General features: G+C 63.0%; 24 protein-coding genes and 1 tRNA gene. 12 read left to right on the top strand and 13 right to left on the bottom strand.

Features of this window, described 5'->3' with window-relative positions:
- Positions 1-37: 37 nt before the first annotated feature.
- Together HSDC_RS11000 and HSDC_RS10995 are read left to right on the top strand one after the other, a co-directional pair.
- Entirely contained in the window at positions 38-1,663 is a 1,626-nt protein-coding gene (locus HSDC_RS11000) for an amidohydrolase (protein ID WP_064699990.1), read from the top strand.
- A complete protein-coding gene (locus tag HSDC_RS10995) occupies positions 1,620-2,537 on the top strand; it encodes a CobW family GTP-binding protein (RefSeq protein WP_082920018.1) in 918 nt (305 codons plus the stop codon). The genes HSDC_RS11000 and HSDC_RS10995 overlap by 44 nt, the downstream gene beginning before the upstream one ends.
- Before the next feature lies 1 nt (position 2,538).
- On the opposite strand, the gene HSDC_RS10990 is transcribed toward HSDC_RS10995, so the two are convergent.
- The 7 genes from HSDC_RS10990 to HSDC_RS10960 form a co-directional block, all read right to left on the bottom strand.
- Entirely contained in the window at positions 2,539-4,002 is a 1,464-nt protein-coding gene (locus HSDC_RS10990) for a sodium:solute symporter family protein (RefSeq protein ID WP_064699988.1), read from the bottom strand.
- Positions 3,999-4,223, bottom strand: coding sequence for a hypothetical protein (locus HSDC_RS10985; protein WP_064699987.1), 225 nt, complete (start codon positions 4,221-4,223; stop codon positions 3,999-4,001). The genes HSDC_RS10990 and HSDC_RS10985 overlap by 4 nt, the downstream gene beginning before the upstream one ends.
- A 52-nt stretch (positions 4,224-4,275) precedes the next feature.
- On the bottom strand, positions 4,276-5,463 hold the full coding sequence (locus HSDC_RS10980) for a M20 aminoacylase family protein (protein ID WP_064699986.1): 1,188 nt from the start codon (positions 5,461-5,463) through the stop codon (positions 4,276-4,278).
- 236 nt (positions 5,464-5,699) lie between these two features.
- Positions 5,700-5,776 (bottom strand) — tRNA-Arg (locus tag HSDC_RS10975).
- 368 nt (positions 5,777-6,144) lie between these two features.
- Positions 6,145-7,914: a GMC family oxidoreductase gene (locus HSDC_RS10970; protein WP_064699985.1), complete on the bottom strand. Its 1,770-nt coding sequence runs from the start codon at positions 7,912-7,914 to the stop codon at positions 6,145-6,147.
- Positions 7,915-7,990: 76 nt separating this feature from the next.
- Positions 7,991-9,340 (bottom strand): c-type cytochrome, encoded by a 1,350-nt coding sequence (locus tag HSDC_RS10965; protein ID WP_064699984.1) that lies wholly within the window; start codon positions 9,338-9,340, stop codon positions 7,991-7,993.
- A 60-nt stretch (positions 9,341-9,400) separates the two neighbouring features.
- Positions 9,401-10,135, bottom strand: a complete 735-nt coding sequence (locus HSDC_RS10960) for a gluconate 2-dehydrogenase subunit 3 family protein (RefSeq protein WP_064699983.1) — start codon at positions 10,133-10,135, stop codon at positions 9,401-9,403.
- 425 nt (positions 10,136-10,560) lie between these two features.
- Here HSDC_RS10960 and HSDC_RS10955 point away from each other — a divergent pair, with 425 nt between their 5' ends.
- A complete protein-coding gene (locus HSDC_RS10955) occupies positions 10,561-11,007 on the top strand; it encodes a c-type cytochrome (RefSeq protein WP_064699982.1) in 447 nt (148 codons plus the stop codon).
- Positions 11,008-11,096: 89 nt separating this feature from the next.
- Here the strand turns inward: HSDC_RS10955 and rep are convergent, their stop codons facing one another.
- From rep to pyrE, 3 genes are read right to left on the bottom strand one after another with little or no spacing between them, the layout of a single operon-like run.
- A complete protein-coding gene (rep, locus tag HSDC_RS10950; protein ID WP_064699981.1) occupies positions 11,097-13,154 on the bottom strand; it encodes a DNA helicase Rep in 2,058 nt (685 codons plus the stop codon).
- Positions 13,151-13,639, bottom strand: a complete 489-nt coding sequence (trmL, locus tag HSDC_RS10945; RefSeq protein ID WP_064699980.1) for a tRNA (uridine(34)/cytosine(34)/5-carboxymethylaminomethyluridine(34)-2'-O)-methyltransferase TrmL — start codon at positions 13,637-13,639, stop codon at positions 13,151-13,153. Before trmL ends, rep begins: the two co-directional genes overlap by 4 nt.
- A gap of 47 nt (positions 13,640-13,686) precedes the next feature.
- The gene (pyrE, locus tag HSDC_RS10940) at positions 13,687-14,400 is read right to left on the bottom strand and encodes an orotate phosphoribosyltransferase (RefSeq protein ID WP_064699979.1); all 714 of its coding nucleotides are present in this window, start codon (positions 14,398-14,400) and stop codon (positions 13,687-13,689) included.
- A gap of 70 nt (positions 14,401-14,470) precedes the next feature.
- Here pyrE and HSDC_RS10935 point away from each other — a divergent pair, with 70 nt between their 5' ends.
- Entirely contained in the window at positions 14,471-15,238 is a 768-nt protein-coding gene (locus HSDC_RS10935) for an exodeoxyribonuclease III (protein WP_064699978.1), read from the top strand.
- Positions 15,239-15,319: 81 nt separating this feature from the next.
- Here HSDC_RS10935 and rph read toward each other — a convergent pair whose 3' ends face one another.
- Positions 15,320-16,057 (bottom strand): ribonuclease PH, encoded by a 738-nt coding sequence (rph, locus tag HSDC_RS10930; protein ID WP_064699977.1) that lies wholly within the window; start codon positions 16,055-16,057, stop codon positions 15,320-15,322.
- A gap of 182 nt (positions 16,058-16,239) precedes the next feature.
- Between rph and HSDC_RS10925 the strand changes: the two genes are divergently transcribed.
- Positions 16,240-17,103 carry a YicC/YloC family endoribonuclease gene (locus tag HSDC_RS10925; protein WP_064699976.1) on the top strand — a complete coding sequence of 288 codons (864 nt, stop codon included), beginning with the start codon at positions 16,240-16,242 and terminating at the stop codon, positions 17,101-17,103.
- A 170-nt stretch (positions 17,104-17,273) separates the two neighbouring features.
- Complete coding sequence (locus HSDC_RS10920; protein WP_064699975.1) at positions 17,274-18,224, top strand: bile acid:sodium symporter family protein; 951 nt, start codon at positions 17,274-17,276, stop codon at positions 18,222-18,224.
- A 53-nt stretch (positions 18,225-18,277) separates the two neighbouring features.
- On the opposite strand, the gene HSDC_RS16700 is transcribed toward HSDC_RS10920, so the two are convergent.
- Positions 18,278-18,514, bottom strand: a complete 237-nt coding sequence (locus HSDC_RS16700) for a hypothetical protein (RefSeq protein ID WP_137055269.1) — start codon at positions 18,512-18,514, stop codon at positions 18,278-18,280.
- Here HSDC_RS16700 and HSDC_RS10915 point away from each other — a divergent pair.
- The 6 genes from HSDC_RS10915 to thpR all read left to right on the top strand — a co-directional run bounded on the left by HSDC_RS10915 (position 18,513) and on the right by thpR (position 23,995).
- Positions 18,513-19,703: an MFS transporter gene (locus HSDC_RS10915; RefSeq protein ID WP_064699974.1), complete on the top strand. Its 1,191-nt coding sequence runs from the start codon at positions 18,513-18,515 to the stop codon at positions 19,701-19,703. The genes HSDC_RS16700 and HSDC_RS10915 overlap by 2 nt on opposite strands.
- Before the next feature lie 79 nt (positions 19,704-19,782).
- On the top strand, positions 19,783-20,415 hold the full coding sequence (gene gmk / locus HSDC_RS10910; RefSeq protein WP_064699973.1) for a guanylate kinase: 633 nt from the start codon (positions 19,783-19,785) through the stop codon (positions 20,413-20,415).
- A gap of 82 nt (positions 20,416-20,497) precedes the next feature.
- A complete protein-coding gene (gene rpoZ, locus HSDC_RS10905; RefSeq protein ID WP_064699972.1) occupies positions 20,498-20,764 on the top strand; it encodes a DNA-directed RNA polymerase subunit omega in 267 nt (88 codons plus the stop codon).
- A 66-nt stretch (positions 20,765-20,830) separates the two neighbouring features.
- Positions 20,831-22,966, top strand: coding sequence for a RelA/SpoT family protein (locus HSDC_RS10900; protein WP_064699971.1), 2,136 nt, complete (start codon positions 20,831-20,833; stop codon positions 22,964-22,966).
- Positions 22,967-23,057: 91 nt separating this feature from the next.
- Complete coding sequence (gene ridA, locus HSDC_RS10895; RefSeq protein ID WP_064699970.1) at positions 23,058-23,447, top strand: RidA family protein; 390 nt, start codon at positions 23,058-23,060, stop codon at positions 23,445-23,447.
- Positions 23,448-23,485: 38 nt separating this feature from the next.
- Entirely contained in the window at positions 23,486-23,995 is a 510-nt protein-coding gene (gene thpR, locus HSDC_RS10890) for an RNA 2',3'-cyclic phosphodiesterase (RefSeq protein ID WP_064699969.1), read from the top strand.
- A 25-nt stretch (positions 23,996-24,020) separates the two neighbouring features.
- Here thpR and HSDC_RS10885 read toward each other — a convergent pair whose 3' ends face one another.
- Positions 24,021-24,899 carry an SDR family oxidoreductase gene (locus HSDC_RS10885; protein WP_064699968.1) on the bottom strand — a complete coding sequence of 293 codons (879 nt, stop codon included), beginning with the start codon at positions 24,897-24,899 and terminating at the stop codon, positions 24,021-24,023.
- Positions 24,900-24,992 lie beyond the last annotated feature (93 nt).

Here is a 24,992-nt window from a genome sequence, read left to right as displayed (position 1 = left end):
TCCTACACTGAAAGGGATGGCGTCTGGAGGAGGTCGTATGTCCATCACTGCCTACACGGCGAAAACCATTCGTACCATGAATCCCTCGCAACCTGCCGGCCATTGCGTCGCCGTGCATGAAGGCCGAGTCCTGAGCGTTGGACCGCTGGAGGAGATCAGGCGCTTCGGCGAGGTAGAGATCGATGACCGCTATGCCGACAAGGTGCTGGTGCCAGGTTTCGTCGAAGGGCACAGCCATGCACTGGAAGGCTCCCTCTGGGAGCATCTCTATCTGGGCTATCACGACAGGATCGACCCTGACGGAGCTCGCTGGGAAGGCCTGAAGACGCCAACAGCCGTGCAGCAACGCCTGGCGGCCCATCTCGACGAGGGTGCGCCGGCGACTCCCCTCATCGGCTGGGGCTTCGATCCGGTCTATTTCGACGGCGAGCGCCTCGACAAGCGCCTGCTCGACGCCGTCAGCCACCAGCGGCCCATCGTCGTCATGCATGCCAGCCTGCACGCCATGACGGTCAACAGCGCGACGCTTCGCCTGATCGGGCTGGAAGAACAGGTGCTGGAGGGCATCGTCCGCGATGTGGAGGGTCAACCCAATGGCGAATTGCAAGAACTGCCGGCCATGCACCTGGTCTTCGATGCCCTGGGCTTCGATATCTTCGACGGCGCCTCCAGCGAGCGAGTACTCGTACGCTATGCCCGGGCAGCCAGGCGAGCAGGGATCACGACTCTGACCGACCTGCTCAATCCGCTGAGCGATGCCACAGTCGATGCCCTGCGTAACGCCACGGCTCGTCCCGATTACCCGGTTCGCCTGGTCCCCGCCCTCAACGCCCTGGCCTGGGAGCCGGAAGCCGGCAGCAGGCGCCTGCACGAGGTCATGCAGCACAATCACGAACGCCTGCACTGCGGCCTCGTCAAGCTGGTCACCGATGGTGCCATCCAGAATTTCACGGCACGCCTGCAGTGGCCGGGTTACCTGACCGGTCCTCGGAACGGTGTCTGGAATGCACCACCGCAGACATTCCATGACATGGTGCAGCACTATCATCAGGCCGGGCTTCAGCTGCATGTCCATACCAATGGCGATGAGGCTGTGGCGATCATCCTCGACGCCCTGGATGAGGCCCTGGCGATGTGGCCCCGACCGGACCACCGCCATACCCTTCAGCATGTTCAGTTGATCCGCCAGGACCAGCTACGACGTGCCGCGCGGCTCGGTGTCTGCCTGAACATCTTTGCCAACCATATCTATTACTGGGGCGATATCCATTTGACGCGAACGCTGGGTTTCGACCGGTGCCAACGACTGGAGCCTGCCGCCAGTGCGGATCGCCTGGGCATTCCCTTCGGTATTCATTGCGATGCACCGGTCACTCCCCTCTCTCCGCTGTTCACGGCATGGTGTGCCACGACACGAGAGACCTCTGGCGGTACATCGCTCGGCGATGCCGAGAAGATCAGCCGCGCCCGGGCACTGGAAGCCATTACCCTGGGCGCTGCCTATACCCTCCGCCTGGATGACTGCATCGGCAGTCTGGAGCCAGGCAAGTGGGCGGATATCACCGTGCTTGACGAGGATCCCCTGACGAGCGAGACACCACTCAAGGATATTCGCGTGCATGACACTCTCCTCGGCGGGTACCCGACCGGCAATGGCGAGTAACGAGATGGCAGCAGACATCCCCACCACGCTGTTATGCGGCTTTCTCGGCAGCGGCAAGACGACACGCATCAACCATCTGATTCATGCCGGCAAGCTGCAGGATGCCCTGTTTCTGATCAATGATTTCGGCCGCCTCAACATCGACGCCGAGCTGGTCGAGTCACGGCAGGACAATATACTGCGGCTGACCAACGGCTGTGCCTGCTGTGGTATCTCGGGCAATCTCTCGGTACAGCTGCGCGATATCCTCGGTTGGTCGCGACGCCCCGGACGCCTCGTCTTCGAGGCCAGCGGTATCGCCCGACCGCGGCCCCTGATGCAACTGCTCGATGCCGCCCGGGGTTATCGGCTCGACGAGAGCGAGTCACTGGTCGATGCCAGCGCCGTCGAACGGCACTTAGGCGACGATGCCATCAATGAAGTCTTCACCGCACAGATTCGCGAGGTATCGCGGCTACGCATCAATCGGATGAACTGGCTGAGCGACGAACACCAGGCCTCTGTCCTGCGGCGTATTACCGCCATCAATCCCGGCGCGCGCATGACGCTCGAAACAGCGCCACAAGGGCCGCCATCGGCACCGTCATGTCCAGGGTCCGGCACCGGCCCGCTTACCACGCAGAGCGTGAGATTTGCACATCCTATCGACGTGGCGACGCTCGATATGCTGCTCGCTGACGCGGCAACGGAGCTGCTTCGGGTCAAGGGCCTGGTCATCGCCAACGATGCTGCGCGAAGCCGCTACCTCGTGCAGGTCGCCGGCGGTCGCATGACGCGCATTGCCACCACCGCCGGGCGTTCTCAGGCCCTGGTCGTGATTGGCCACAAGGGCGACGCGCTCCAGGCATTGCTGGATGCGTTGCACGATCTCTGACTCAGGCGTTGCGGTATTCATCCGCCAGCGCTTCGGGAACGGGACGCGTCAACATGCTGATGGCCACGAACACGACGATGTTGCATAACAACCCGATGAAACCGGCGTTCATGTCCAGCGGCGTGACATCGGCCACGATCTGATAATAGTAGTTGACCGCAATGCCCACGATGAGCCCCGCGATGGCGCCGCTCTTCGTGGCCCGCCGCCAGATCAGGGCACCGTAGACGGCCGGCACGAACTGGGCGATCGAACCATAGGCACCCACCAGCAGCGCGATGATCCCCGCCGCGCCGAAGATCGACAGCCAGTAGGCAGCGGCACCGATGGCGACGACCCCTAGGCGCATGATCCAGATCTGGGTACGTTCGTTCATGTCCGGCTTCAGGGGCAGCAGCACATCCCGCCCAAGCGACACCGAGCCACCGTGGGTAATGGCATCGGAAGACGACATTGCAGCCGCCAGCGAGCCGGCACCGATCAAGCCGTAGAGCCAACCACTCGCGCCCAGCTCGTAGGTGATCAAGTGCGGCAGGATCTCGTCCGCACTCCCCAGGGCATCAGGCGATACCACCCCGATGGCCGAAAAACCGATGAATAGCACCGGCACCATGAAGATCCCGAACAAGGGAAACGCCAGTGTCGTGAGCTTGATGCGCTTCTCCGTCGTGGTATAGGACTTGGTGAACAAGTGCGGCCACATGAGAAAGCCCAATGCCGATACCAGTATCACGGTGGTATAGGCCATTCCCGACATCGTGGAGCCTTCATTCCCGATGGTCAGGAAGCCAGGACGCGACTCGCTGATGGACGTGAACATGTCAGCCGGGCCACCCTGTAGCGCATAGACGAGATAGAAGCCGACGGTCCATGCCACGACAAGCATCAACGCCCCCTGAAAGACATCGCTCCAGGCCGCTCCACGTACGCCAGAGCTGGCAACATAGATCACGACGATCCCGTAGGCGAGAAGTGCGCCCAACCAATAGGGAATTACCCCGTCGGTCAGGATATTGAAGATGAAGGCCATTCCCTTGATCTGCAGCGTCAGGTACTGGATGAAGGCCAGCACCGAAATGACGCCCACGATCACGGTCAGTGACCGAGACTGATAGCGGTCTCCCAGAAAATCTCCCATGGTGAAGAAATTCTTGCGTGCTCCAATGCGCCCTACCTTAGGCCCCAGCAGGTACCAGGGCAGGATGCCCAGAGCCACGTAAGTCGGCACGAAAAAGGCCGCAGCCCCCTGGGAAAATGCCATGCCTGGCCCACCCAGGAAGGAAAAGGCACTGAAGACCGTGCCGCCCATCATGAACCAGATCACGACAAGGCCGAGGCCTCGGTCGGCAACAGCATACTCCGATACCGACCAGAATGAGCGTCTACGCCCGGCAAGCAGCCCCAGCACGAAAGCCAGCACCAGATAGACTAGCATCGCGGTCAGGGCAAAGACCCAATTGTTCATCGGTGATCTCCCTTGCCGTATTCATAGCGATAGAAAACGCAGAGTACGAGAAAGGCGACCCCCTCCATGAGCACGATCCAGAACAGACCGAAGGGTAGTCCTGCAACGAGCGGAAAGACCCGATTGGCGATGGCATATACCGGGAACGTCAGCAGCAGAAAGAGTGATATCAGAAATACCACATATGCCTTGGCGACCTTCTTTTCCTTGTTGATGGTCATCCAGTCTTCTCCCGATCATCGATTACACTGTCGGCTCATCCTTACGTTTTCGTCATGAATATTGTCGATTCAATGATGCAACCGCCAAGCGAGACAGCAAGCTTACGCCCAGCGGAATAATGCTATCATTGAAATCATATTGTGGATTATGCAAGCCATGAGGGTGATCCTCATCGCCGGAGCCGACATGAATATAAGAGCCTGGTCGAACGGCCAGCATATAGGAGAAATCCTCGCCTCCCATGCTTGGCTTGTAATCCCGAACCAGAGCATCTTCCCCGAAACACTCCTGAATCACCTTTCTTGCAGACTCCGTCGCCTCGGCGTCATTGAAGGTCACACCGAACTTGTCTTCGATCTTCAGTTCTATCGTGGCGCCGTAATAGTGCTCAAGGCTTTCGCAGAGCCGCCGCAGCCCGGACGCCACGATGGTTCGGGTCTCCTCGTCCAGAGCGCGAATCGTGCCACTCAACTTCGTGGTATTCGGGATCACCGCAAAGCCGTCCAGATCGCCCCCTTGAATGGCGCAGATACTGAGAACGGCCGGGTTCAGGGGATCCACCTCACGGGATATGATCGTGTGCGCCTTGCTGATGAGTTCCGCTGCGATGCGTATCGGATCGACACACCCATGCGGGTTGAGCCCGCCGTGCCCGCCGCGACCCTGGATCGTGATATCGACACGGTCGCCACTGGCCATGATCGGGCCGCTCACCAGTCCGAACTTGCCGACCGGTAATCCCGGCCAATTGTGCAGACCATATACTTCCTTGATGGGGAATCTTTCGAACAGGCCATCATCGACCATGGCCTTGCCACCCCCGACCCCTTCTTCAGCCGGCTGGAAGATGAAATAGATCGTGCCGGAAAACGCCCTGTTGTGCCTGAAGTACTCGACAGCCCCCAGCAACATGGTCGTATGGCCATCATGTCCACAGGCATGCATGCGTCCATGGTGCCGGGACGCATGATCGACGCCACTGTGCTCCTCGAGCGGTAGCGCATCCATATCGGCACGCAGACCAACACTCGCCCCATGCCCCTCCCGGGAGCCGACTATCCAGGCCACGATACCGGTCTTGCCGATACCCGAGACATATTCGACATCCAGCGCCTCCAGATACTCACGGATCTTGCGCGATGTCTCGTGTTCCTCGAAGCCAAGTTCGGGATGCCGGTGAACATCTCTCCTGAACGAGACCAGCTTATCGAGGTTCACTTCCACCAGATTCTTTTCCATGGCCAGTACCGGTCTTGAAGCCGTGCGATCGGACACCCATGAAAGCTAGGTGACAGTCCCTCGACTGTAAAGACAAGGCCTGCGCCTCGACGGACCGAGGCTATCGCCGGGGCGGCAAGCCGCCATCTGATCCCGTGGGGTGTTCGAGGCGCAATGGCCGAATGAGAACTCGCCCGGATGGCGCAACGAGAAACGGCCACCGCGCTGTGAGCGAGGTGGCCGTTTCTCTGCGATTCTGGCGCGCCCTAAAGGATTCGAACCTTTGACCTTCGCCTCCGGAGGGCGACGCTCTATCCAGCTGAGCTAAGGGCGCGTATTTCCTGCCTTTCGGAGTTTTCATTCACTCCGCTCGCCGGCAGCGCTTCGCGCTGCTGACGCTCCCCTCAGGCATTGCCTTCGGGTCCTGCCGATCGCCTTGCATGGCGCTCGGCGCTCCACCGGCCAGAAGCTTCGCTTCTGTTGATCCGGCTACGCCCAGCTGAGCTAAGGGCGCGTATTTCCTGCCTTTCGGAGTTTTCGTTCACTCCGCCGTCGGCAGCGATTGCGCGCATTATCCTACCTTGCCGCCCATCGGCTGTCCACCCGCCGGTGATCCTGCGTCAGGCAATCGGTGCGAGGCGAGAGCGTGGCCGTGGCCAGCGATCCCGCCTGCCTCGCTCCATGTAACGCCAGGCCAGGTGATCAGGCACGCGACATCAGCGGTCCCGGGTTTTTCAGGTACGTTTCCTTGATCTTCTTGGCCGACCAGTACGTCAGCGCGGCGATCAGATCGGTAGGATTGGCCTGGAAGTTCTGCGGGAAGGCGTTGCCGCCGGGAACGAAGACATTGTGCACGTCCCAGCTCTGAAGATACCGGTTGAGCGCCGAGTTGCTCGGATCGGTCCCCATGACCGCCCCGCCGACATTGTGCGTCGAGACGTAGTTGGTCACCTTGAAGTGATCGCCACTCAGCTGGAAGCTCTCGTCCATGTGATCCGGCTTGAGCACCTTCGCGATCTCTCTCAGCCGGTCGCGCATGAAGCGTGACAGCTTCAGTTCGTTCTCCTTCCAGTCGAAGGTCATGCGCAGCAGCGGCAAGCCATAGGGGTCCTTCCAGGTCGGATCGAGGTCGAGCATGTTGGTACGATAGGACATCACGCTGCCGGCCATCGAGATCTCCATGTGGTGACCGTAGTACTTCTTCAACGCATCCTTGTAACCTTGGCCCCAGCTGGGTGTGTGGTTGGGCAGCGGCGTCTTGATCGGCGTGCCGCTCGCCTGCGAGGCGTGCATCTTGGCGCCACCGATAAAGCCATAAGGCGCGCTGTCGAAGTTGCCCGGCGAGAAGTCGTTGAACATCCGGCCGGTGGCCCCTGCGGTGGCAAACGGGTTGAACTCGATGTCGTCGAAGTACAGATGAATGCCGCCGCCTATCTGGTAGGCGTAGTTGCGTCCTACCGTACCGGTGCGTGAAACGGGATCGTACATCTGGCCAATGCCGGAGTTGAGCATCAAACGCACGTTGTTGAGCGCGTAGGAGGCCAGGACGACCATATCCGCCGGCTGGAATACCTCATCGCCGTTTTCGTCGATATAGGTCACGCCGGTCGCGGTCTTGCCATCAGGCGCCAGCTCGACACGAGTCACGTTGGCGTGAGTCCGATAAGCGAAGTTACTGCGCTGCTTGAGCGCATTCAGGATGCAGGTCTGCGGCGAGGCCTTGGAATAGTTCACGCAGCCGTAACGGGAACAGAAGCCACAATAATTGCAGGGACCGAGCTGCATGCCATAAGGATTGGTCCAAGCGCGCGACACGTTGGCCGAAGGGTTGGGGAAAGGATGGTATCCCAGCTGACGCGCGGCCTTGTCGAACATGTCGGTGCTCTGGGTGTCCTGTAGCGCCGGCAGCGGATAAGGCTCGCTGCGTGGCCCTTCGAACGGATCGCCGCCTTCCTGGATCTCGCCGCGCAAGTTGCCGGTGGTGCCGGACTGACCACACACTTTCTCGAAGAAAGTGAAGTGCGGCTCCAGCTCGTCCCAGGTCACACCGAAATCCTGAATCTGCATGTCTTCCTGCAACACCCCGGGCTCGAAGGCCTGGTCGGCGAAGCTCTTCAACTGCAGGTCGGTCGGCGTCGGCCGAATCAGCACACCTGTCCAGTGCGCGCCGGCACCGCCCACGCCGTCACCGGGCAGGAAAGCACCCAGCTTGCGCTGTGGCAGCGCACGCTCGTCGAGATTGCGGCGGATGGTGACTGCTGACTGTTTCGGCTTCTGCATCATGGTGTGACGAACGCCGTACTGAAGCTCATCCGCCGCCTTGGGATAGGCGAAATCGGCATTGGTGCGATCGGCACCACGTTCCAGCGCCAGCACGTTCAGCCCCGCATCCGTCAGTTCCATGCCCATGATGGAACCGGTCCAGCCGAGGCCGACGATGACCGCATCGACTCGCGGTTGTTGCTTAGCCATGTGTTAACTCCTCGATTCATTCGATGCGCACTCCGGCGCATCGGCATGGCCGCCTCTTCGGGCAGCCCGCCTTCCGTTACTGGTCACCGTCTTCGTGGTTGAGCGAGCCGTTCGGATCCGGGGCCCGACTCAGCGGGGCCTGCTTGATCGATGCACGCACCCTGGCGACCTGCTCGGCCGTCACCGGCTCGGCGTCATTGCCCCAGGCACCGCGCACGAAGGTAGCCAAGGTGGCGACTTCCTCGTTCGACAGGCGCCAGCTGAAGCCGGGCATCGGCAGTTGGGCAGGGATCGTCGGCGTCGCCGGCGGCCGGGCGCCCGCCAGGATGGTGTGGATCAAGCCAGTCGGATCGTCGGCATTGATCAAGGAGTTGCCGGCGAGCTGCGGGAAGACGCGGTCGGCCCCCTCACCGGCGTTGAAGTGGCATGCCGCACAATTGTCTATATAGAGGCGCTCGCCGTCGCTCAGATGCTTGGCGGCGGTCAGGCGCGCGGCCGTCTCGCGGGTGGCCTGCTCACGTTCGTCGGCCGACGCGACACTCTCGTTCGCCGGATTGGCGGGCAATGACTTGAGGTATTGCGCAATGCTCGTCAGGTCCTGATCGGTGAGATGCGACGTACTGTGGGCAATGACAGACGTCATCTCGCCCCCCACGGTGGCGTGCACATTGCGGCCGGTCTTGAGGTAGTCGACGATCGCCTGGGTGTCCCAACCTTCGATGCCTTGCCCATCGCCACCCTTTCCGGCACGCAGGGAAGGCGCCCACCAGCCGTTCAGCTCGGCACCGGCGAGATAGGCATCGTCGCCATCGTCGAGGGCTTTCTCCTGCTGGGCGATGCCGCGCGGCGTGTGGCAACTACCGCAGTGGCCAAGCCCCTCGACCAGGTAGCGACCGCGCTCGGTCAACGCATTCCGGTCGGCTTTCGGCGTGAAGGTTTCCTGGTCGGCGAACAACCAGTTCCAGGCGGTGATGCCCCAGCGCTGGTTGAACGGGAAACCGAGCGACGTCTCCGGCGGCTGGGTCGCTACAGGCTCCACGCCTTGCATGAAGTAGGCATAGAGCGCATGGACATCCTCGTCGGTCAGGTTTGCGTAGGAAGGATACGGCATGGCCGGGTAAAGGTTGGCGCCATCGGCACGCTTGCCGTCGCGCAGGGCAGCGGCAAACTGCTCCTCGGTGTAGTGGCCGATGCCATGTTCCGGGTCCGGGGTGATGTTGGTCGAATAGATAGTGCCGAAGGGGCTCTCGATCCCCAGGCCGCCGGCAAAGCGCTTGCCCTCCGGTGCGGTGTGGCAGGCGGCGCAGTCGCCGGCACGGGCCAGGTAAGCGCCACGCTCGACGAGGTCATCGGCGTCGGCGAACACTGGGGAGGCGGTCAGCAGGGTGCAACACGCCAACAGTGGAATCAGATATCTTGCAGTCACGGTGGAAGTCCTTTTTCTAACCCTGGTGGCGAGAGATGGCTCGCGATGCCCGCCTCGCGCTCAGCCTCGCTCGCCGGTGAGACTGACCGGTCCCAGTGGGTATTCGACGTCGTGCTGGCCAACCCAATCGCGATAGCTGGCGCGAGCACCGGGAAACCCGATCATCTTCCACGCCGCCATGTGCTTGTTGCCGCCATGGATGGGGTCGGCCAGGTAGCCTTCCTTGGTGTTCTGCAACAATTGCGAGAAGAAGTCCGCTGCCTGCAGCTTATGGATCCCGCTCAGGGCGGCGAAATCGATGTCGTTGGCTTCCAATCCCTGCAGGACGCTGTCCTGAGTATTGCCATCCAACTGCTCGAAACGCTTGCCGTACTGCTGCTTGCAATACTGCTGCGTCATCGCAATGCCCTTCTGGTAGACCTCGCGCGGCGTATAGGGATATTGAAAGCCCAGGTCGGGAGAGCCATCCGTAACGAAAGGCCCTTCCATGTACCAGCGATCGGCATGGCCGTAGGGAGCATCCATCTGGCGGTCGAGGAAGACCGGCACGTTGGTATCCAGGGCACCGGGGCCCTGGCCGGCACTCTCACCGGGAATCAGGCGGTCGCAGGCGGCGAGCAGGAAGGACCACTCATCTTCACTGAAGAAAACCGGCTGGTATTCGCTGAGATTGGGAGCGGGTTCGTTCGCCTGGGCAGTGAGGCTGACGCCACCAGCCAGGCCAACGGCGGGGATGAGGGTCACGGAACCGCGCAGGAACGCGCGCCGCGACACGTTATCGGGCTGGGACGCCATTAGCACTGTGTCCTTCTGGTAACGGTCGTTTTCGTGATAGCTCGGCAAGAGCCCGGCCGGGGCGCAGGAACCTGAGTGGTGGCGCCTCCTGCCAGATACAGGCCTCAGCGTGAGGAATCCAAAAAAGCATGCGAATTAGTAACAAACTATCTTTTTATACTTTAATCGATTTTTGGGCTCACCGCACTCTGCCGATAACACGGCCGTATCTCCGGGAAGAGAACGAAAGGGGGCACCTGCCTGGTCCCCTCTTCGCGTGCCGGATGAAGTCGCTCGGGCTTGCCAGTACCTGCGCGTTTTTCCGCTTTTGCCGATGCTGGTTATACTGACCACCATCGCATGGCCTTCGGCATGCCCCGCGTGGCTCGAAGGTCGGCCGTGACGCCGTCCGGCAATTGCCGTCCAATAACAAGAGAGGTGGCACAGTGAGTTCCAGCAAGCTGATCGTGGGGTGCCTGGCCACCCTCGGCCTGACGGGCCTGACCTTCGCCCAGGAAGACGCCAGCCACGAGGCCATCGCCAAGCGTCTAGCCCCGGTGGGGGAGCTCTGCCTCGAGGGCCAGGATTGTGGCACCAGCGCGTCGTCGACCGGGGGTGGCGACACGGGGTCAGGAGGAAGCGGGGGTGGCGACATCGATGGCGCGGCCATCTACGACGCCGTATGCATGGCCTGCCATGATACCGGTGTGGCCAATGCGCCGAAGATTGGCGACACCGAGGCCTGGTCGCAACGCCTGGAGAAGGGAACCGATACGCTCTATACCCACGTCATCGAGGGCTTCAATGCCATGCCGCCCAAGGGGGGCGATCCCAGTCTCTCCGATGCCGAGGTCAAGGCGGCCGTCGACTATCTGCTCGACGAATCGCAATAGCCGGGCAAGCCCAGAGGTTCCTGCCTCCCCCTCACAGATGACTTGGCCTGACCGGGGCAGGGCTTTGCTGGATATGCGGCCAATCGCCATCAACCCAAGAGCGAGCGAATCCCCGCCAGGGCATCCTGGCCGCGAGCCTGTTTCTTCTCGGGGTCTTCGCGGTCGGCCCGGCCTTCCCATTCCAGCGCATCCTCGGGCAGTTCATCGAGGAATCGGCTCGGCGTGCAGTCCATCAGCTCGCCATAGGCCTTGCGTTGCCGGGCCAGCGTCAGGGTCAGGGTACGCCGCGCGCGGGTGATGCCTACGTAGGCCAGGCGACGCTCCTCCTCCACGCTTCCCGTTTCGATGGCGTTGCGGTGTGGCAGCAGTTCTTCCTCGAGGCCCATCAGGTAGACATGCGGGAACTCCAGCCCCTTGGAGGCGTGCATGGTCAAAAGCTGAACGCGATCGGAGTCGTCTTCCTCGGCCTGTTGCTCGAGGATGTCGCGCAGCACCAGCCGCGAGATTGCCGCTTCCACATCGTCGGTTTCAGTATCGGTGCTGGGGCTGTCCTCGTCGGGATCGGCCCGCATCGATTTCTCGAGCTGATCGACCAGGGTCCAGACATTGGCCATGCGCCGCTCGGCGATGGTCGGCGCGCTGGCGTTCTGGTAGAGCCAGGCTTCGTAGTCCATTTCATGCAGCATCCCGCGAATGGCGGCGATGGCATCGCCGCCATCCATACGACGCCGCACGCCGTCGATGAAGTGGGTGAAGCGCCCCAGACGTTCGACTGCCCGCGCCGGCAACTGCTCGGCCAGCCCCAGTTCATGGCAGGCAGCGAACAGCGAGGTCCCTCGGTCGGTGGCGTAATTGGCCAGCTTTTCCAGGGTGCCGGGGCCGATCTCCCGGCGCGGCACATTGACGATGCGCAAAAAGGCGTTGTCGTCGGCCGGGTTGATCAACAGCCTCAGGTAGGCCATGGCGTCCTTGATCTCGTTGCGCGAGAAGAAGGAGGTGCCGCCGGAGAGCTTGTAGGGAATCTGGTAGTGCTGCAGCTTGAGCTCCAGCAGCCGCGCCTGGAAGTTGCCGCGATAGAGCACGGCGAAGTCGCGCCATTCGGCGCGCTCCTTGATGCGCCGGGTGAGAATCTCGCTGGCCACCCGTTCGGCTTCCGCTTCCTCGTGGCGGTTGACCACCACGCGGATCGCTTCGCCCTGGCCCATGTCAGACCACAGCGTCTTCTCGTAGACGTGAGGGTTGTTGGCGATCAAGGTGTTGGCGGCACGCAGGATGGTCCCGGTGGAGCGATAGTTCTGCTCGAGCTTGATGACGTTGAGGCGCGGGAAATCCTCGCCCAAGGTCACCAGGTTCTCGGGCCGTGCACCGCGCCAGGCATAGATCGACTGATCGTCATCGCCGACCACGGTAAAGGTCGCCCGCTCGCCCATCAGCATGCGCACCAGCTGGTACTGGCTGACGTTGGTGTCTTGATACTCGTCCACCAGCATGTAGTGGATCTTGCGTCGCCAGCGCGCCAGCGCCTCGGGATCGTCACGCAGCAGGGTCACTGGCAACAGGATCAGGTCGTCGAAATCGACCGCATTGTAGGCCTTGAGATGACGAACATAGGCCTCGTAGACCCGAGCGGCGAACAGTTCGTCCTCATCGGCGGCATGAGACAGGGCCTGGCCCGGCAACACCAGATCGTTCTTCCAGTTGGAGATCACCGACTGGACCCGATTGATCTGGTCGGCATCGACCTGAGCGTCCTTGTTCATCAGATCGCGCAGCAAGGCCTTGGCGTCCTCGGGGTCGAACAGCGAGAACCCCGGCTTGTAGCCCAGTGCCTTGAGCTCGCCGCGGATGATGTTGAGCCCCAGGGTGTGGAAGGTCGAGACCCTCAGCCCATGTGCCTCGCGCCCCTTGAGCATCTGGCCCACCCGCTCCTTCATCTCCCGGGCCGCCTTGTTGGTGAACGTCACCGCCGCGATGCGCCGAGCGCTCATCCCGCATTCCTGCACCAGATAAGCGATCTTGGTGGTGATTACGCTGGTCTTGCCGGAACCGGCGCCGGCCAGCACCAGGCAAGGCCCATCGATGGCCTTCACGGCCTCTTGCTGCCGGGGATTGAGCTTGGCGAGGCGGCTGGCAATGCTGATCGTCATGACATGCTCCCGGCCGTCGGCGTCAGGGCGCCTTCGAAATCGAGCTGCCGCCACGCCTCATAGACCAGGATGGCGCAGGCGTTGGAGAGGTTCAGGCTGCGGCTCTCGGGGAGCATGGGGATACGCAGCCGCTGTGCTTCGGGGAGGGTATCGAGCATCGCCTGCGGCAGGCCGCGGGTCTCGGGGCCGAACACCAAGGCGTCGCCCGGCCCATAGGCCGGCTCATGATAGCCGGTGCGGCCGCGCGTGGAGACGGCAAAGACCCGTCGGGGCGAGACCGTCCCGATGAAGGCCTCCCAGTCTCGGTGCACACGGACCCGGGCCCACTCGTGATAATCGAGCCCGGCGCGGCGCAGTCGCTTGTCATCGAGTTCGAAGCCGAGCGGCTCGATCAGGTGAAGGCGGAATCCGGTATTGGCGCACAGCCTGATCAAGTTGCCCGTATTGGGCGGAATCTCGGGCTGGAAAAGCACCACATCGAGCATAGTCGGCTACCTGGGGTCGAACGCCGACGAGGCACGGCTGACCTCGTTCAGTTGGCGGTCACGCCATAGCGATCACGGTAATCGCGGATGGCCTCGGCATGACCCCGCAACGCCTCGCCGGCATGGACTTCGAGATACTCGAGCACCATATCCAGGTTGACGATGCTGACCACCGGCATGCCATAGGCCGCCTCGACCTGCTGGATGGCGCTACGCGCATCGCCGTCATCGCCGCCGCGCTCCTGGCGATCCAGGGCCACCACGACCCCGGCCGCCTCGGCGTCGGCGCTCTCGATCAGGCCCATCACCTCGCGCACGGCAGTGCCGGCCGTGATGACATCGTCGACGATCAGGATGCGGCCGGCGAGCTCGGCGCCGACGATATTGCCGCCCTCGCCATGCGACTTCGCCTCCTTGCGATTGAACGCATAGGGCAAGTCGCGGTCATGATGATCGGCCAATGCCACGGCTGTGGTCGCAGCCAATGGGATACCCTTGTAGGCAGGGCCGAACAGGACATCAGCCTCGAGCCCGCTATCCGCGATGGCCTGGGCATAGAAGCGGCCCAACTGGGCCAGGGCGGCACCGGACTTGAACAAGCCGGCGTTGAAGAAGTAGGGGCTGACCCGGCCGGACTTGAGCGTGAACTCGCCGAAGCGCAGCACGCCCTGCTCGATGGCGAACGCGATGAACGCCTGTTGATATGGTTGCAGGGACGATGCGACTCGATGATCCGCCACGGGGCCTCCTATCACGTTCATGGACCGATGCCATTTACCCAAACGTCGAAACGTCGGGTATCATACACGCGCGACGCAAAAGGGACCATGTATGAAAATCGCCACCATCAATGTCAACGGCATTCGCGAGGCAGTCGGACGAGGCTTTCTCGACTGGCTGGCCAACCAGGACGCCGACGTCGTCTGCGTGCAGAACCTCAAGGCCAAGAGCTTCGAACTCGACGACAGCATCCTCTTTCCGGAAGGCTACGAAGGCTACTTCCTCGACGCCGAGCAGGACGGTTTCTCCGGCGTTGGCCTTTACTGCCGCAAGATTCCCAAGGCCATCATGTACGGGCTGGGCTTTCCCCAGTGCGACCATGAAGCGCGCTTCCTGCAGGCCGACTACGACCGTTTCAGCATCGCTTCCTTCCTGATGCCCGACGGCAGCGACCCAGCCGCCAAGCAGAACTTCATGGCGCAGTACCAGGAGTACCTGACCAAGATGGCGCGCAAGCGCCGCGAGTACATCATCTGCGGCACCTGGCACATTGCCCACAAGACCATCGACCTGGAGAACTGGGCGGACAACCAGACCACGCCGGGGTTCAAGCCCGAAGAGCGCGCCTGGATGGATCAGGTCTTCGGCCCGACCGGCTTCATCGATACCTTCCGCGAGATCAACCGCGACGCCGGCGAATACACCTGGTGGCCGGCGCTCGACCAGGATCAGCCGCGGGAGCGCCAGGAAGGCTGGCGCATCGACTATCAGATCGTCGGACCCAACTTCCGCCGCCATGTAGTGGATGCCTGGATCGACTACGACGCGACTTTCTCCGAGCACGCGCCGCTGATCGTCGAGTACGACCTGACGCTCTGACGCACCTCCCTACGTCGCCATCGCGCTGTCGCGCGATGCAACACGCCGGCCGGAAGCCGGCGTGTTGCGTTCGAGGTGCGTTCAGCGACGGATGCCCAGCGCCTCGCGCTGATGCTCGAACAGCTCGCCACCGGCCTTCTCGGCCAGGTCGAGCATGGCGTTGAGTTCGGCACGGCTGTAGGTGCCCGATTCAGCGGTACCCTGCACCTCGATCAGTTCGCCGTTTTCGGCCATCACCACATTCATGTCGGTTCCGGCACGGCTGTCTTCCGGATAGTCCAGATCGACCACCGGCGTGCCCTGATAGATCCCCACCGACACCGAACTGATCAACTGATGGAAGGGGTCGCCCTTGATCAGCTTCTCGCGCTGCAGGTAGCGCACGGCATCCACCAGGGCCACGCAGCCCCCGGTAATGGCCGCCGTACGGGTACCACCATCGGCCTGAATGACATCGCAGTCCACGGTGATGGTGTACTCACCCAGCTTCTTTAGATTGATCGAGGCACGCAGCGAGCGGCCGATCAGGCGCTGGATCTCCACCGTGCGACCGCCCTGCTTGCCGCGGCTGGCCTCGCGACCGCCCCGGGTATGCGTGGCCCGCGGCAACATGCCGTACTCGGCGGTCACCCAGCCCTGCTTCTTGCCACGCAGCCAGCGCGGTACGCCGGCCTCGACACTGGCATTGCACAACACGCGTGTATCGCCGAACTCCACCAGCACCGATCCCTCGGCATGACGGGTGTAGTCGCGGGTCAGGCGAATGTCGCGGGTCTGATCGGTCGCGCGTCCGCTGGGACGCCGGATGTCCGAGGGCATGGCACCTCTCTTGCTGTTGGCTGTAAAGGGAATCGGATACGAACGGAATGGGCACATTCTACACGCTCCACCACAAGAATCGTGGCCATTCCGGGAAAACACCCACCCAAGACGAACCCCAGGCATTTGCCGTGGGTTTCCCTTACACTGCCAGTTTCACTGACCGCCGACCGGAGTCTGACATGGTCCACAGCATGACGGCCTTTTCCCGGCAGGACCTGGATGCCGACTGGGGGTATCTGCAACTGGAGCTGCGCTCGGTCAACCAGCGCTATCTCGAACCCCATTTCCGCCTGCCCGAGACACTACGCGACCTCGAGCCTGATTTCCGGGAGGCCCTGCGCGGCCGACTGGCACGCGGCAAGGTCGAGTGTCATCTGCGCTTCACACCCGCCACCGGCGACGCCCAGCTGAGCGTCAACCGCACGCGCCTCGAGGCACTAGCCAACGCCCTGGCCGATGTGCGCGCCGGCGTGCCCCAAGCCGCCATGCCCGATGCCCTGGCGCTGCTCAACCACCCCGGCGTTCTGGAAATCCCCGGCCCCGACATGGACATCGTCAAATCCGAGGCGCGCGCCCTCTTCCGTAGCGCCCTGGATGACCTGGAGGCCGGCCGTGCCCGTGAAGGCGACAAGCTCGCCGCCCTGATCGACGCGCGTCTCGACGCCATTCTCGAACAGGTGGCCGAGGTCCGCCGCCTGCTGCCCGACATACTGGCGCGTCAACGCGATCAACTCCACGAGCGACTGGAAAGCGCCAAGACCGAGCTCGACCCGCAACGCCTCGAGGCCGAGATGGTGCTCGTGGCCCAGAAGGCCGATGTGGCCGAGGAACTCGACCGCCTCGAGGCACATGTCGGCGAAGCGAAGCGACAATTGGCAAGCCGCGGGCCGGTCGGCCGCCGGCTGGACTTCCTGATGCAGGAACTCAATCGCGAGGCCAACACCCTGTCATCGAAATCGGTCGTCACCGACACTACCCGCTGCGCCGTCGAGCTCAAGGTGCTGATCGAGCAGATGCGCGAGCAGATCCAGAACATCGAGTGATGCCGGCCCCATCAACCCGTGGGCGCGCTGTGATGCACAGAAGGTCGACTTTCGAGCACCGTGGCCATTGCGGCATCATATGGCGTCTCAACGCGACGTCGCCCGACGCCTCGCGATAAACAGAGCCGCTTCAGCGGCCGTCAATCGATCCTTCAACGCCTGGAACACACATGCCCACCTTCGAACGCATCAATCGCCTGTTTCCCGTCTGGGCCATCCTGCTGGCCGTCATTGCTGCCCTCGTGCCGGAGTTTTTCACCGGACTGGCCGGCTATATCAAGACATTGCTGGTGGTCATCATGTTCGCCATGGGGCTGACGCTCACCAAAAGTGACTTCGCGCGCGTGGTGAAGTCACCCAAGCCGATTGCCGTGGGCGTTCTCCTGCAGTTCCTGGTGATGCCGCTGGCGGCGTTGGTGATCTCAAGACTTCTCGGCCTTTCCACCGAACTGACCATTGGCATGGTGCTGGTGGGCGCTACGGCAGGCGGTACGTCATCCAACGTGATGACCTGGCTGGCCGGCGGGCATGTGGCCCTGTCGGTATCGATGACCATGGTGTCAACCTTGATCTCGGTCATCGCCACGCCGTTACTCACGCTGCTGCTGCTGGGCCAGAGCATCGATGTGCCGGTTCTGGGGATGCTGATGAGCATCGGCCAGCTGGTGGTGGCCCCCATCATGCTCGGCATGGTGATTCACCATTTCCTGGGGGTGCATGTTCAGCGTGTGGAACCGGCCCTGGCGACGTTGGCCATGGCGTCCATCGTCTTGATCATCGCCATCGTGGTAGCGCTCAATGCCGGGCGACTGACCACCTTGGGGCCGATCGTGGCGCTGGCGGTCATCGCGCATAATGGCATCGGTCTCGCCGCGGGGTACGGTCTGGCGCGGTTGCTGCGCTTCGACACGCGCACCGCTCGTACCATCGCCTTCGAGGTCGGCCTGCAGAACTCCGGACTGGCGGTGACACTGGCCAACCAGTTCTTCAGCGCCGGCGCGGCGCTGCCCGGGGCGCTGTTCTCAGTGTGGCACAACGTGTCCGGCTCACTGCTGGCCGGTTACTGGAAGCACCGGCACGTCTCGCATGCACCGCCTGCGACTGCCACACCACGAAGATGACATCTTGGCCGGGCATGCTGGAATGCCCGGCCTTTTCGCCCCAGCCTGAGCGTTCATATCCCCTTGCTGCGCCAGCGGCCATCGCCCCCTGCCGCGCCGTGGAACTCAAGATCGAGAATGAGGGCAGTCCGCAGGGTGATCCGCTCGGGATCAAGGCGAGAGGAGGTGCCCACGGCAAATGTGAACGCCTTGGGTCGCATCCCGCGCCACCACCCTTTATACTTTCGTAGTAATTTTCCGCGATCCTGTCCTCCCGGCAGGATCGCTTTCGTTTTTTCGGAGAACACCATGTCGACCGACACCAAGGCGCACAACCCCCGCCTGGCCGAGCTCGCGCTGGCCCTGGGCGGTTTCGGTATCGGCACCAGCGAGTTCGTGATCATGGGCTTGCTCGAGCGAGTCGCCGCCGACCTGCAGGTCGCCACTGCCGAGGTGGGCTATGCCATCTCCAGCTACGCCCTGGGCGTGGTGGTCGGCGCCCCGCTGATCTCGGCGCTGGCCGCACGCGTTCCGCGTCGCCTGCTCTTGATCGTCCTGATGCTGGTGTTTGCCGTCGGCAACATCGCCAGTGCCCTCGCCACCTCCTTCTGGCCCTTCGTCGGCTTGCGCTTCCTGGCCGGCCTGCCACATGGCGCCTATTTCGGCGTTGCCGCGCTGGTGGCCGCCGCCGCCGTCCCCATCGAACAGCGCGCCCGAGCGGTCAGCCGCGTCATGCTGGGTCTGACCACCGCCATCGTGATCGGCGCTCCCCTGGCGACCTGGACGGGCCAATGGCTCGGCTGGCACAGCGCCTTCCTCGGCGTAGGCGTCATCGCCCTGCTCACCGCCTTGATGATCCGCCTCTGGATACCGAGTCAACCGCACGACCCCAACGCCAGCCCTAAGCGCGAGCTTTCGGCGCTGGTCAAGCAACGCGTACTGTTCACTCTGGGCGTGGCCAGCATCGGCTTCGGCGGCATGTTCGCGGTATTCAGCTATGTGGTGCCCACCCTGTCGAATCAGGCCGGCATGTCCGAGGCTGTGGGGCCCTGGGTGCTGACGATCTTCGGCATCGGCACCATCATCGGCAACCTGGTTGGCGCACGCGCGGCCGACAAGAATCTGATCAAGGCGATTCCCTGCATTCTGGTCTGGTGCCTGCTGGTACAGGGCGGCTTCTTCTTCGCCGCCAATCATCTCGTCACCGGCCTGATCTTCGTCGGCCTGGTGGGTACCAGCATGGCACTCGGCCCGGCATTACAGACCCGTCTGATGGATGTCGCCGGCGATGCCCAGACCATGGCCGCCTCGATGAACCATGCCGCCTTCAACTGCGCCAACGCCCTGGGCGCCTGGCTCGCCGCGGTGACCATCAAGGCCGGCGCCGTCTGGTCATCCTCCGGTCTGGTGGGCGCAGGCCTTGCCTGCGGCGGCCTGGTGGTCTTCACCATCGGCCTGTGGCAGGAGCGCCGCCGCTACGGAACGCCGAACACGGCCTGATCATGGGGTAGGGCGATGGAGGCGAATATGCGATACTCGCCTCTTTCCACGAGCCGCCCATTGCTTAGGATCTCCGCCCATGCCCCAAGGTACGCTGTTCATCGTTTCCGCTCCCTCCGGCGCCGGCAAGACCAGCCTGGTGCGTGAGCTGATCGAGAGCCTCGACGGCCTCAAGGTATCGGTCTCGCATACGACGCGCCCGCGCCGCGAGGGCGAGGTCGATGGCGTGAACTATCACTTCGTCGACCATGCGACCTTCGAGGCGATGATCGAGCGTGGCGAGTTCCTCGAGTATGCCCAGGTCTTCGACAACCTGTACGGCACCTCCCGCGCCGCCGTGGAACACCTGCTGAACGCCGGCCAGGACGTGATCCTCGAGATCGACTGGCAGGGCGCTCGCCAGGTACGGGCCCTCTTTCCCGATGCCGTCTCGGTATTCATCCTGCCGCCCTCGCGGGAGGAGCTGGAACGTCGCCTGGCCGGCCGCGGCACCGACCAGCACGCGGTGATCGCCTCGCGCATGCACGAGGCGATCAGCGAAATGTCGCATCATCATGAATACGACTACCTGGTCATCAACGACGACTTCACCACCGCCCTGCGCGAACTGCAGTCGCTGGTGACCGCCCACCGCCTGAGCCAGGCAAGAGCCAGCGAGCGCCTGGCGCCCCTGCTGGACGCGCTCTTGTCAGAGGAGCCGGGGGTCGAGTAATCTACCCTGTCTATCCACTGGAATCCCCGGGGCGCCAAGACGCCGGCCGGGGCTTTTCCCGTCAGCTCTCAGGAAGGCATCCATGGCGCGAGTCACTGTCGAAGATTGTCTGGAAAACGTCGAAAACCGCTTCAAGCTGGTCATGATTTCCACCCAGCGGGCCCGTCAGCTGTCCCGCGGCTCCCGTGACGCCCTGTTGCCGTGGGAAAACGACAAGCCCACCGTGATGGCGCTGCGCGAAATCGCCGCGGGCCTGGTGGACGCCAGCGTGCTGGACGAACCCCTGGAGGCCAGTACCCCGCCAGTGCGGCCAGATAATACCGAACAGGGTGCCCCCCTCGAGGAATGATCCCGGTCCCTCGGTTTTCCGCCGACGCCTCCTCCGGGCCATCACGAAGCATTCAGGGCGCGCCGTATGTTCACCATCGATGACCTGGCCGACCGCCTCGGCGGCTACCTACCCCAGGACGAGATCCAGCAGGTCAAGCGTGCCTTCTACTATGCCGAGCAGGCACACGATGGTCAGCGCCGTCGTTCCGGCGAGCCCTATGTGACGCATCCCCTGGCCGTCGCCAATATCCTTGCCAACATGCACATGGACCATCAGAGCCTGATGGCAGCCATGCTGCACGATGTCATCGAGGACACCGGCGTCGACAAGGAGGCCCTTGGCCAGCAGTTCGGCAAGCCGGTCGCGGAGCTCGTCGACGGCGTCTCCAAGCTGACCCAGATCACCTTCGAGGACAAGGCGGTCGCCCAGGCCGAGAATTTCCAGAAGATGGTGCTGGCGATGTCCCGGGACATCCGGGTGATCATCGTCAAGCTCGCCGATCGATTGCACAACATGCGCACTCTCGGCGCGCTGCGTCCCGAGAAGAAACGCCGCATCGCCCGCGAGACCCTGGAAATCTACGCGCGTGTCGCCAGCCGGCTGGGCATCAACACCATCCGCGTCGAGCTCGAGGACCTTTCCTTCCAGGCCCTCCACCCGATGCGCTCCGAACGCATCAAGCGTGCCGTGGCGAGCGCCCGGGGGCAGCGCCGTGCCTCCATTCGGCAGATACAGAACAGCCTGCAGAAGAGCCTCGACGACGAAGGCCTGAAAGGGTCGGTGATCGGCCGCCAGAAGCATCTACTGTCGATCTACCGAAAGATGCGCGACCAGCGGAAGTCGTTCGCCGAGATCATGGATGTCTTCGGCTTTCGCATCATCACCCAGGACGTGGATACCTGCTATCGCATCCTCGGCGTGGTGCACAACCTCTACAAGCCGGTGCCGGGTCGCTTCAAGGACTATATCGCCATTCCCAAGGCCAATGGCTACCAGAGCCTGCACACCACCCTGTTCGGCACCGGCGGCATGCCCATCGAGGTGCAGATCCGCACCCGGGAAATGGAGGCCATGGCCAACAACGGCATCGCCGCCCACTGGCTCTACAAGGCCGGCCAGACCGAGCACCCCATCGCCGAGGGTAGCCACGCCCGGGCCCGGGCGTGGGTCAAGGGACTGCTCGAGATGCAGCGCCATGCCGGGGATTCGCTCGAATTCATCGAGCACGTCAAAAACGACCTCTTCCCCGACGATATCTACGTGTTCACCCCCAAGGGCGACATCATGGAGCTGCCCCAGGGTGCGACGGTAATCGACTTCGCCTACAGCGTGCATACCGATATCGGCAACAGCTGCATCGCCTGTCGCATCGATCGTCACCTGGCACCGCTCTCCACCCGCCTGGAGAGCGGCCAGACCCTGGAGATCATCACCGCGCCCGGCGCACGCCCCAACCTGGCGTGGCTCAACGTGGTGGTCACCGCCAAGGCACGCTCGGCGATTCGCCACGCCCTCAAGCACCAGCAGCACACCGAGGCCGTCCAGCTCGGACGACGCCTGCTCAACAAGGCCCTGGCCACCTTCGAGACCAGCCTCGAGGAGTTGCCTTCCGGGCCCCTGGAAGCCCTGTTGGCGGAGAACGATCTGGCCGACGAAGAGGCATTGCTAACGTCCATCGGGCTCGGCACCCGAGTCGCCCATGTGGTCGCGCGACGCCTCGTCGATTTCCAGCACGGCGACCATATGCCAGCGCCGACCGCCAGGAACCAGGTTCAGGGTCCCATCATGATCAGCGGTGCCGAAGGCATGGTGATCAAGTTCGCGCGTTGCTGTCATCCGCTGCCCGGCGACCCGGTGATCGGCCACCTCTCGGCCGGCAAGGGCATCGTCGTCCACCGGGCGGACTGCCGCAATCTCGCCGAGCTCCGCAGCGACCCGGACAAGCTGTTCGCCTTGAGCTGGTCCGATCAGATCGACGAAGACTTCCCGGTTCCGCTGCGCCTCGAGGTGGAGAGCCGGCGCGGCCTGGTGGCGGAACTGGCCAGCCTGATCACCGATGCGGATGCCAACATCGAGCGCATCGACATCGAAGAGCGCGATGCCCGCTTGTCGATTGTCAGCCTGACTCTGGCTGTGCGCGATCGTGTCCACCTGGCGCGCATCATCAAACGACTGCGCAACCTCTCGCACGTCGGCAAGATCACCCGACTCAGCAATTGATTCGTTCCGCCCTCTCCCGTCGCGGCAGCGGCGGGCGAGGTACTCCTTTTTATTTGTCGCGTTTCAACACAGCCACCACACGGAGAACACCATGAGCAACAAGGCTGTCATCAACACCGATCAGGCGCCCGCCGCCATCGGCCCTTACTCCCAGGCCATCAAGGCCGGCAACACCGTTTACCTGTCCGGCCAGATTCCCCTGGACCCGGCGACCATGGAGATCGTCTCCGACGACTTCGAGGCCCAGGCACGCCAGGTCTTCGCCAACCTCAAGGCCGTCTGCGAGGAAGCCGCCGGCGGCCTCAAGGACGTGGTCAAGCTCAACCTCTACCTGGTGGACCTGGACAACTTCGCCATCGTCAACCGGATCATGGAAGAAGTCTTCGACACGCCCTATCCAGCGCGCGCTGCCGTCGGCGTCAAGGCGCTGCCCAAGGGCAGTCAGGTCGAGGCCGAGGCGGTGTTGGTCATCGGTGACTGAGGAAAGGCGGATTCATTGAGCCATAACAGCTTGAATTTATGAGGCTCTTTCTCGCCCTGGTGCCGCCGCCGGCGCTCCGGCGGCGGTTCGGTGAACTCGCCGATACCGCCCACGCCCATTGCCGCGGACGGCGCGTTCCCGATGACAACCTGCACCTCACTCTGGCCTTTCTCGGCGAGCAGCCCGCGCAACGGGTCGAGCAGCTCGCCAACTGGCTGAGCAGCATGCGCATTGTCCCGGGGCAATGGCGGCTTGATCGTTGGGGACACTTCGCCGGACCCGGCATCGTGTGGATCGGGGGGGAACCCGAAAGCCCTCTGGTGCAGCTTCAGCAGTCGCTGCGGGAAGAGCTGGAGGCCATCGGCATCGCCTCGCAGCCCAGGCGCTTCACGCCGCACGTCACCCTGCTGAGGCGTGCCGAACAGCCGCCCGGGCCATCCCTGCCCGACGTCGCCGAGGACTGGTCTTATACGCGGGCGGCACTGGTGCTCTCGGAACCCACTGACCAGGGGAGCCGTTACACGCCCCTCGCCTGGACTCGCGCATGAGCCGAACCAGCGTTCACGCTCAGCGTCAGCCCATGGCCGGATCCGGCAGATATCCCCCGGCTCGCAGCACCTGAGCATAGCCTTCCCGGTAACTGGGATAACGAAAGCGGTAGCCACTCTCGAGCAGGCGAGTATTGTCGCAACGCTTGCTGGCTCGCCGCCGCAATGGCGACTGAATGGTCTCGCTGGACTCGACCTTGAGCTGCCTGGCCAGCCAGGTCATCACTTCATGGATCGGCGCGGGTTCGCAGTCGCTGGCGAGATACAGCTCGTGCAACGTCTCGCCGGCCAGGGCGCGGTCGACCAGGTGGGCCAGCACACCGGCACAGTCATCCCGATGGATGCGATTGGAATACATGGTCGGCGTGGCGGCGGCAATGCGCCCTTCCCCAACCTGTCGAATCAGACGATCGCGCCCCGGGCCATAGATGCCCGAGAAACGCACCACACTGCCGGGCAGCCGATGCTCGATCAGGGCCTGTTCGGCCTCGCGCATCAGCTTGCCGGAAAAGCCCCTGGGTTCTGTCGGGCTCTCCTCGTCGACGACCTCGCCGTCCTGCTGGGCGTAGACACTGGTGGAAGAGACGAAGAAAATGTGACGAGGTGCCTGCGCACGCTCGGCGAATTCGGCGAGCACCGCCTTCAGACCATCAGGGTAAGCGGCACGATAGGCCTCTTCCTCGAAACGGTCGGCGCTGACCACATAGACCAGGATATCGGCATCCGGCAGCGCGGCCAGTGCCTCGGCATCACCAAGGTCCGCCGAGACCCCCTCGATGACCGTATCGGCCAGTTCGCGGGCATCTCGACGCACGCCGACGACCCGATGACCAGCCCCGTGCAGCTCCTTGCCCAGGACCGTGCCGATATCCCCACACCCAAGAATAAGCGTCGTCTTCTTCACCTTTGCTTCGCCCCCTGATAAAAAGTCCCTATCATATGAGTGAGCATACCCTGACGGCGGGACCCACTACGTATATAAGAGGATGCCCGGCAC

Source organism: Halomonas caseinilytica (assembly GCF_001662285.1).
Lineage (GTDB): Bacteria > Pseudomonadota > Gammaproteobacteria > Pseudomonadales > Halomonadaceae > Halomonas > Halomonas caseinilytica.
Note: the sequence above shows the minus strand (reverse complement) of the source record. Positions and strands in the feature narration are given on the sequence as shown.

Bases quoted from the DNA above. Each gene is read 5' to 3' on its own strand.
- HSDC_RS11000 (WP_064699990.1), top strand. From the start codon at position 38: ATGTCCATCACTGCCTACACGGCGAAAACCATTCGTACCATGAATCCC.
- HSDC_RS10995 (WP_082920018.1), top strand. From the start codon at position 1,620: ATGACACTCTCCTCGGCGGGTACCCGACCGGCAATGGCGAGTAACGAG.
- HSDC_RS10990 (WP_064699988.1), bottom strand. From the start codon at position 4,002: ATGAACAATTGGGTCTTTGCCCTGACCGCGATGCTAGTCTATCTGGTG.
- HSDC_RS10985 (WP_064699987.1), bottom strand. From the start codon at position 4,223: ATGACCATCAACAAGGAAAAGAAGGTCGCCAAGGCATATGTGGTATTT.
- HSDC_RS10980 (WP_064699986.1), bottom strand. From the start codon at position 5,463: ATGGAAAAGAATCTGGTGGAAGTGAACCTCGATAAGCTGGTCTCGTTC.
- HSDC_RS10970 (WP_064699985.1), bottom strand. From the start codon at position 7,914: ATGGCTAAGCAACAACCGCGAGTCGATGCGGTCATCGTCGGCCTCGGC.
- HSDC_RS10960 (WP_064699983.1), bottom strand. From the start codon at position 10,135: ATGGCGTCCCAGCCCGATAACGTGTCGCGGCGCGCGTTCCTGCGCGGT.
- rep (WP_064699981.1), bottom strand. From the start codon at position 13,154: ATGACGATCAGCATTGCCAGCCGCCTCGCCAAGCTCAATCCCCGGCAG.
- trmL (WP_064699980.1), bottom strand. From the start codon at position 13,639: ATGCTCGATGTGGTGCTTTTCCAGCCCGAGATTCCGCCCAATACGGGC.
- pyrE (WP_064699979.1), bottom strand. From the start codon at position 14,400: ATGAACGTGATAGGAGGCCCCGTGGCGGATCATCGAGTCGCATCGTCC.
- HSDC_RS10935 (WP_064699978.1), top strand. From the start codon at position 14,471: ATGAAAATCGCCACCATCAATGTCAACGGCATTCGCGAGGCAGTCGGA.
- rph (WP_064699977.1), bottom strand. From the start codon at position 16,057: ATGCCCTCGGACATCCGGCGTCCCAGCGGACGCGCGACCGATCAGACC.
- HSDC_RS10925 (WP_064699976.1), top strand. From the start codon at position 16,240: ATGGTCCACAGCATGACGGCCTTTTCCCGGCAGGACCTGGATGCCGAC.
- HSDC_RS10920 (WP_064699975.1), top strand. From the start codon at position 17,274: ATGCCCACCTTCGAACGCATCAATCGCCTGTTTCCCGTCTGGGCCATC.
- HSDC_RS10915 (WP_064699974.1), top strand. From the start codon at position 18,513: ATGTCGACCGACACCAAGGCGCACAACCCCCGCCTGGCCGAGCTCGCG.
- HSDC_RS16700 (WP_137055269.1), bottom strand. From the start codon at position 18,514: ATGGTGTTCTCCGAAAAAACGAAAGCGATCCTGCCGGGAGGACAGGAT.
- gmk (WP_064699973.1), top strand. From the start codon at position 19,783: ATGCCCCAAGGTACGCTGTTCATCGTTTCCGCTCCCTCCGGCGCCGGC.
- rpoZ (WP_064699972.1), top strand. From the start codon at position 20,498: ATGGCGCGAGTCACTGTCGAAGATTGTCTGGAAAACGTCGAAAACCGC.
- HSDC_RS10900 (WP_064699971.1), top strand. From the start codon at position 20,831: ATGTTCACCATCGATGACCTGGCCGACCGCCTCGGCGGCTACCTACCC.
- ridA (WP_064699970.1), top strand. From the start codon at position 23,058: ATGAGCAACAAGGCTGTCATCAACACCGATCAGGCGCCCGCCGCCATC.
- thpR (WP_064699969.1), top strand. From the start codon at position 23,486: ATGAGGCTCTTTCTCGCCCTGGTGCCGCCGCCGGCGCTCCGGCGGCGG.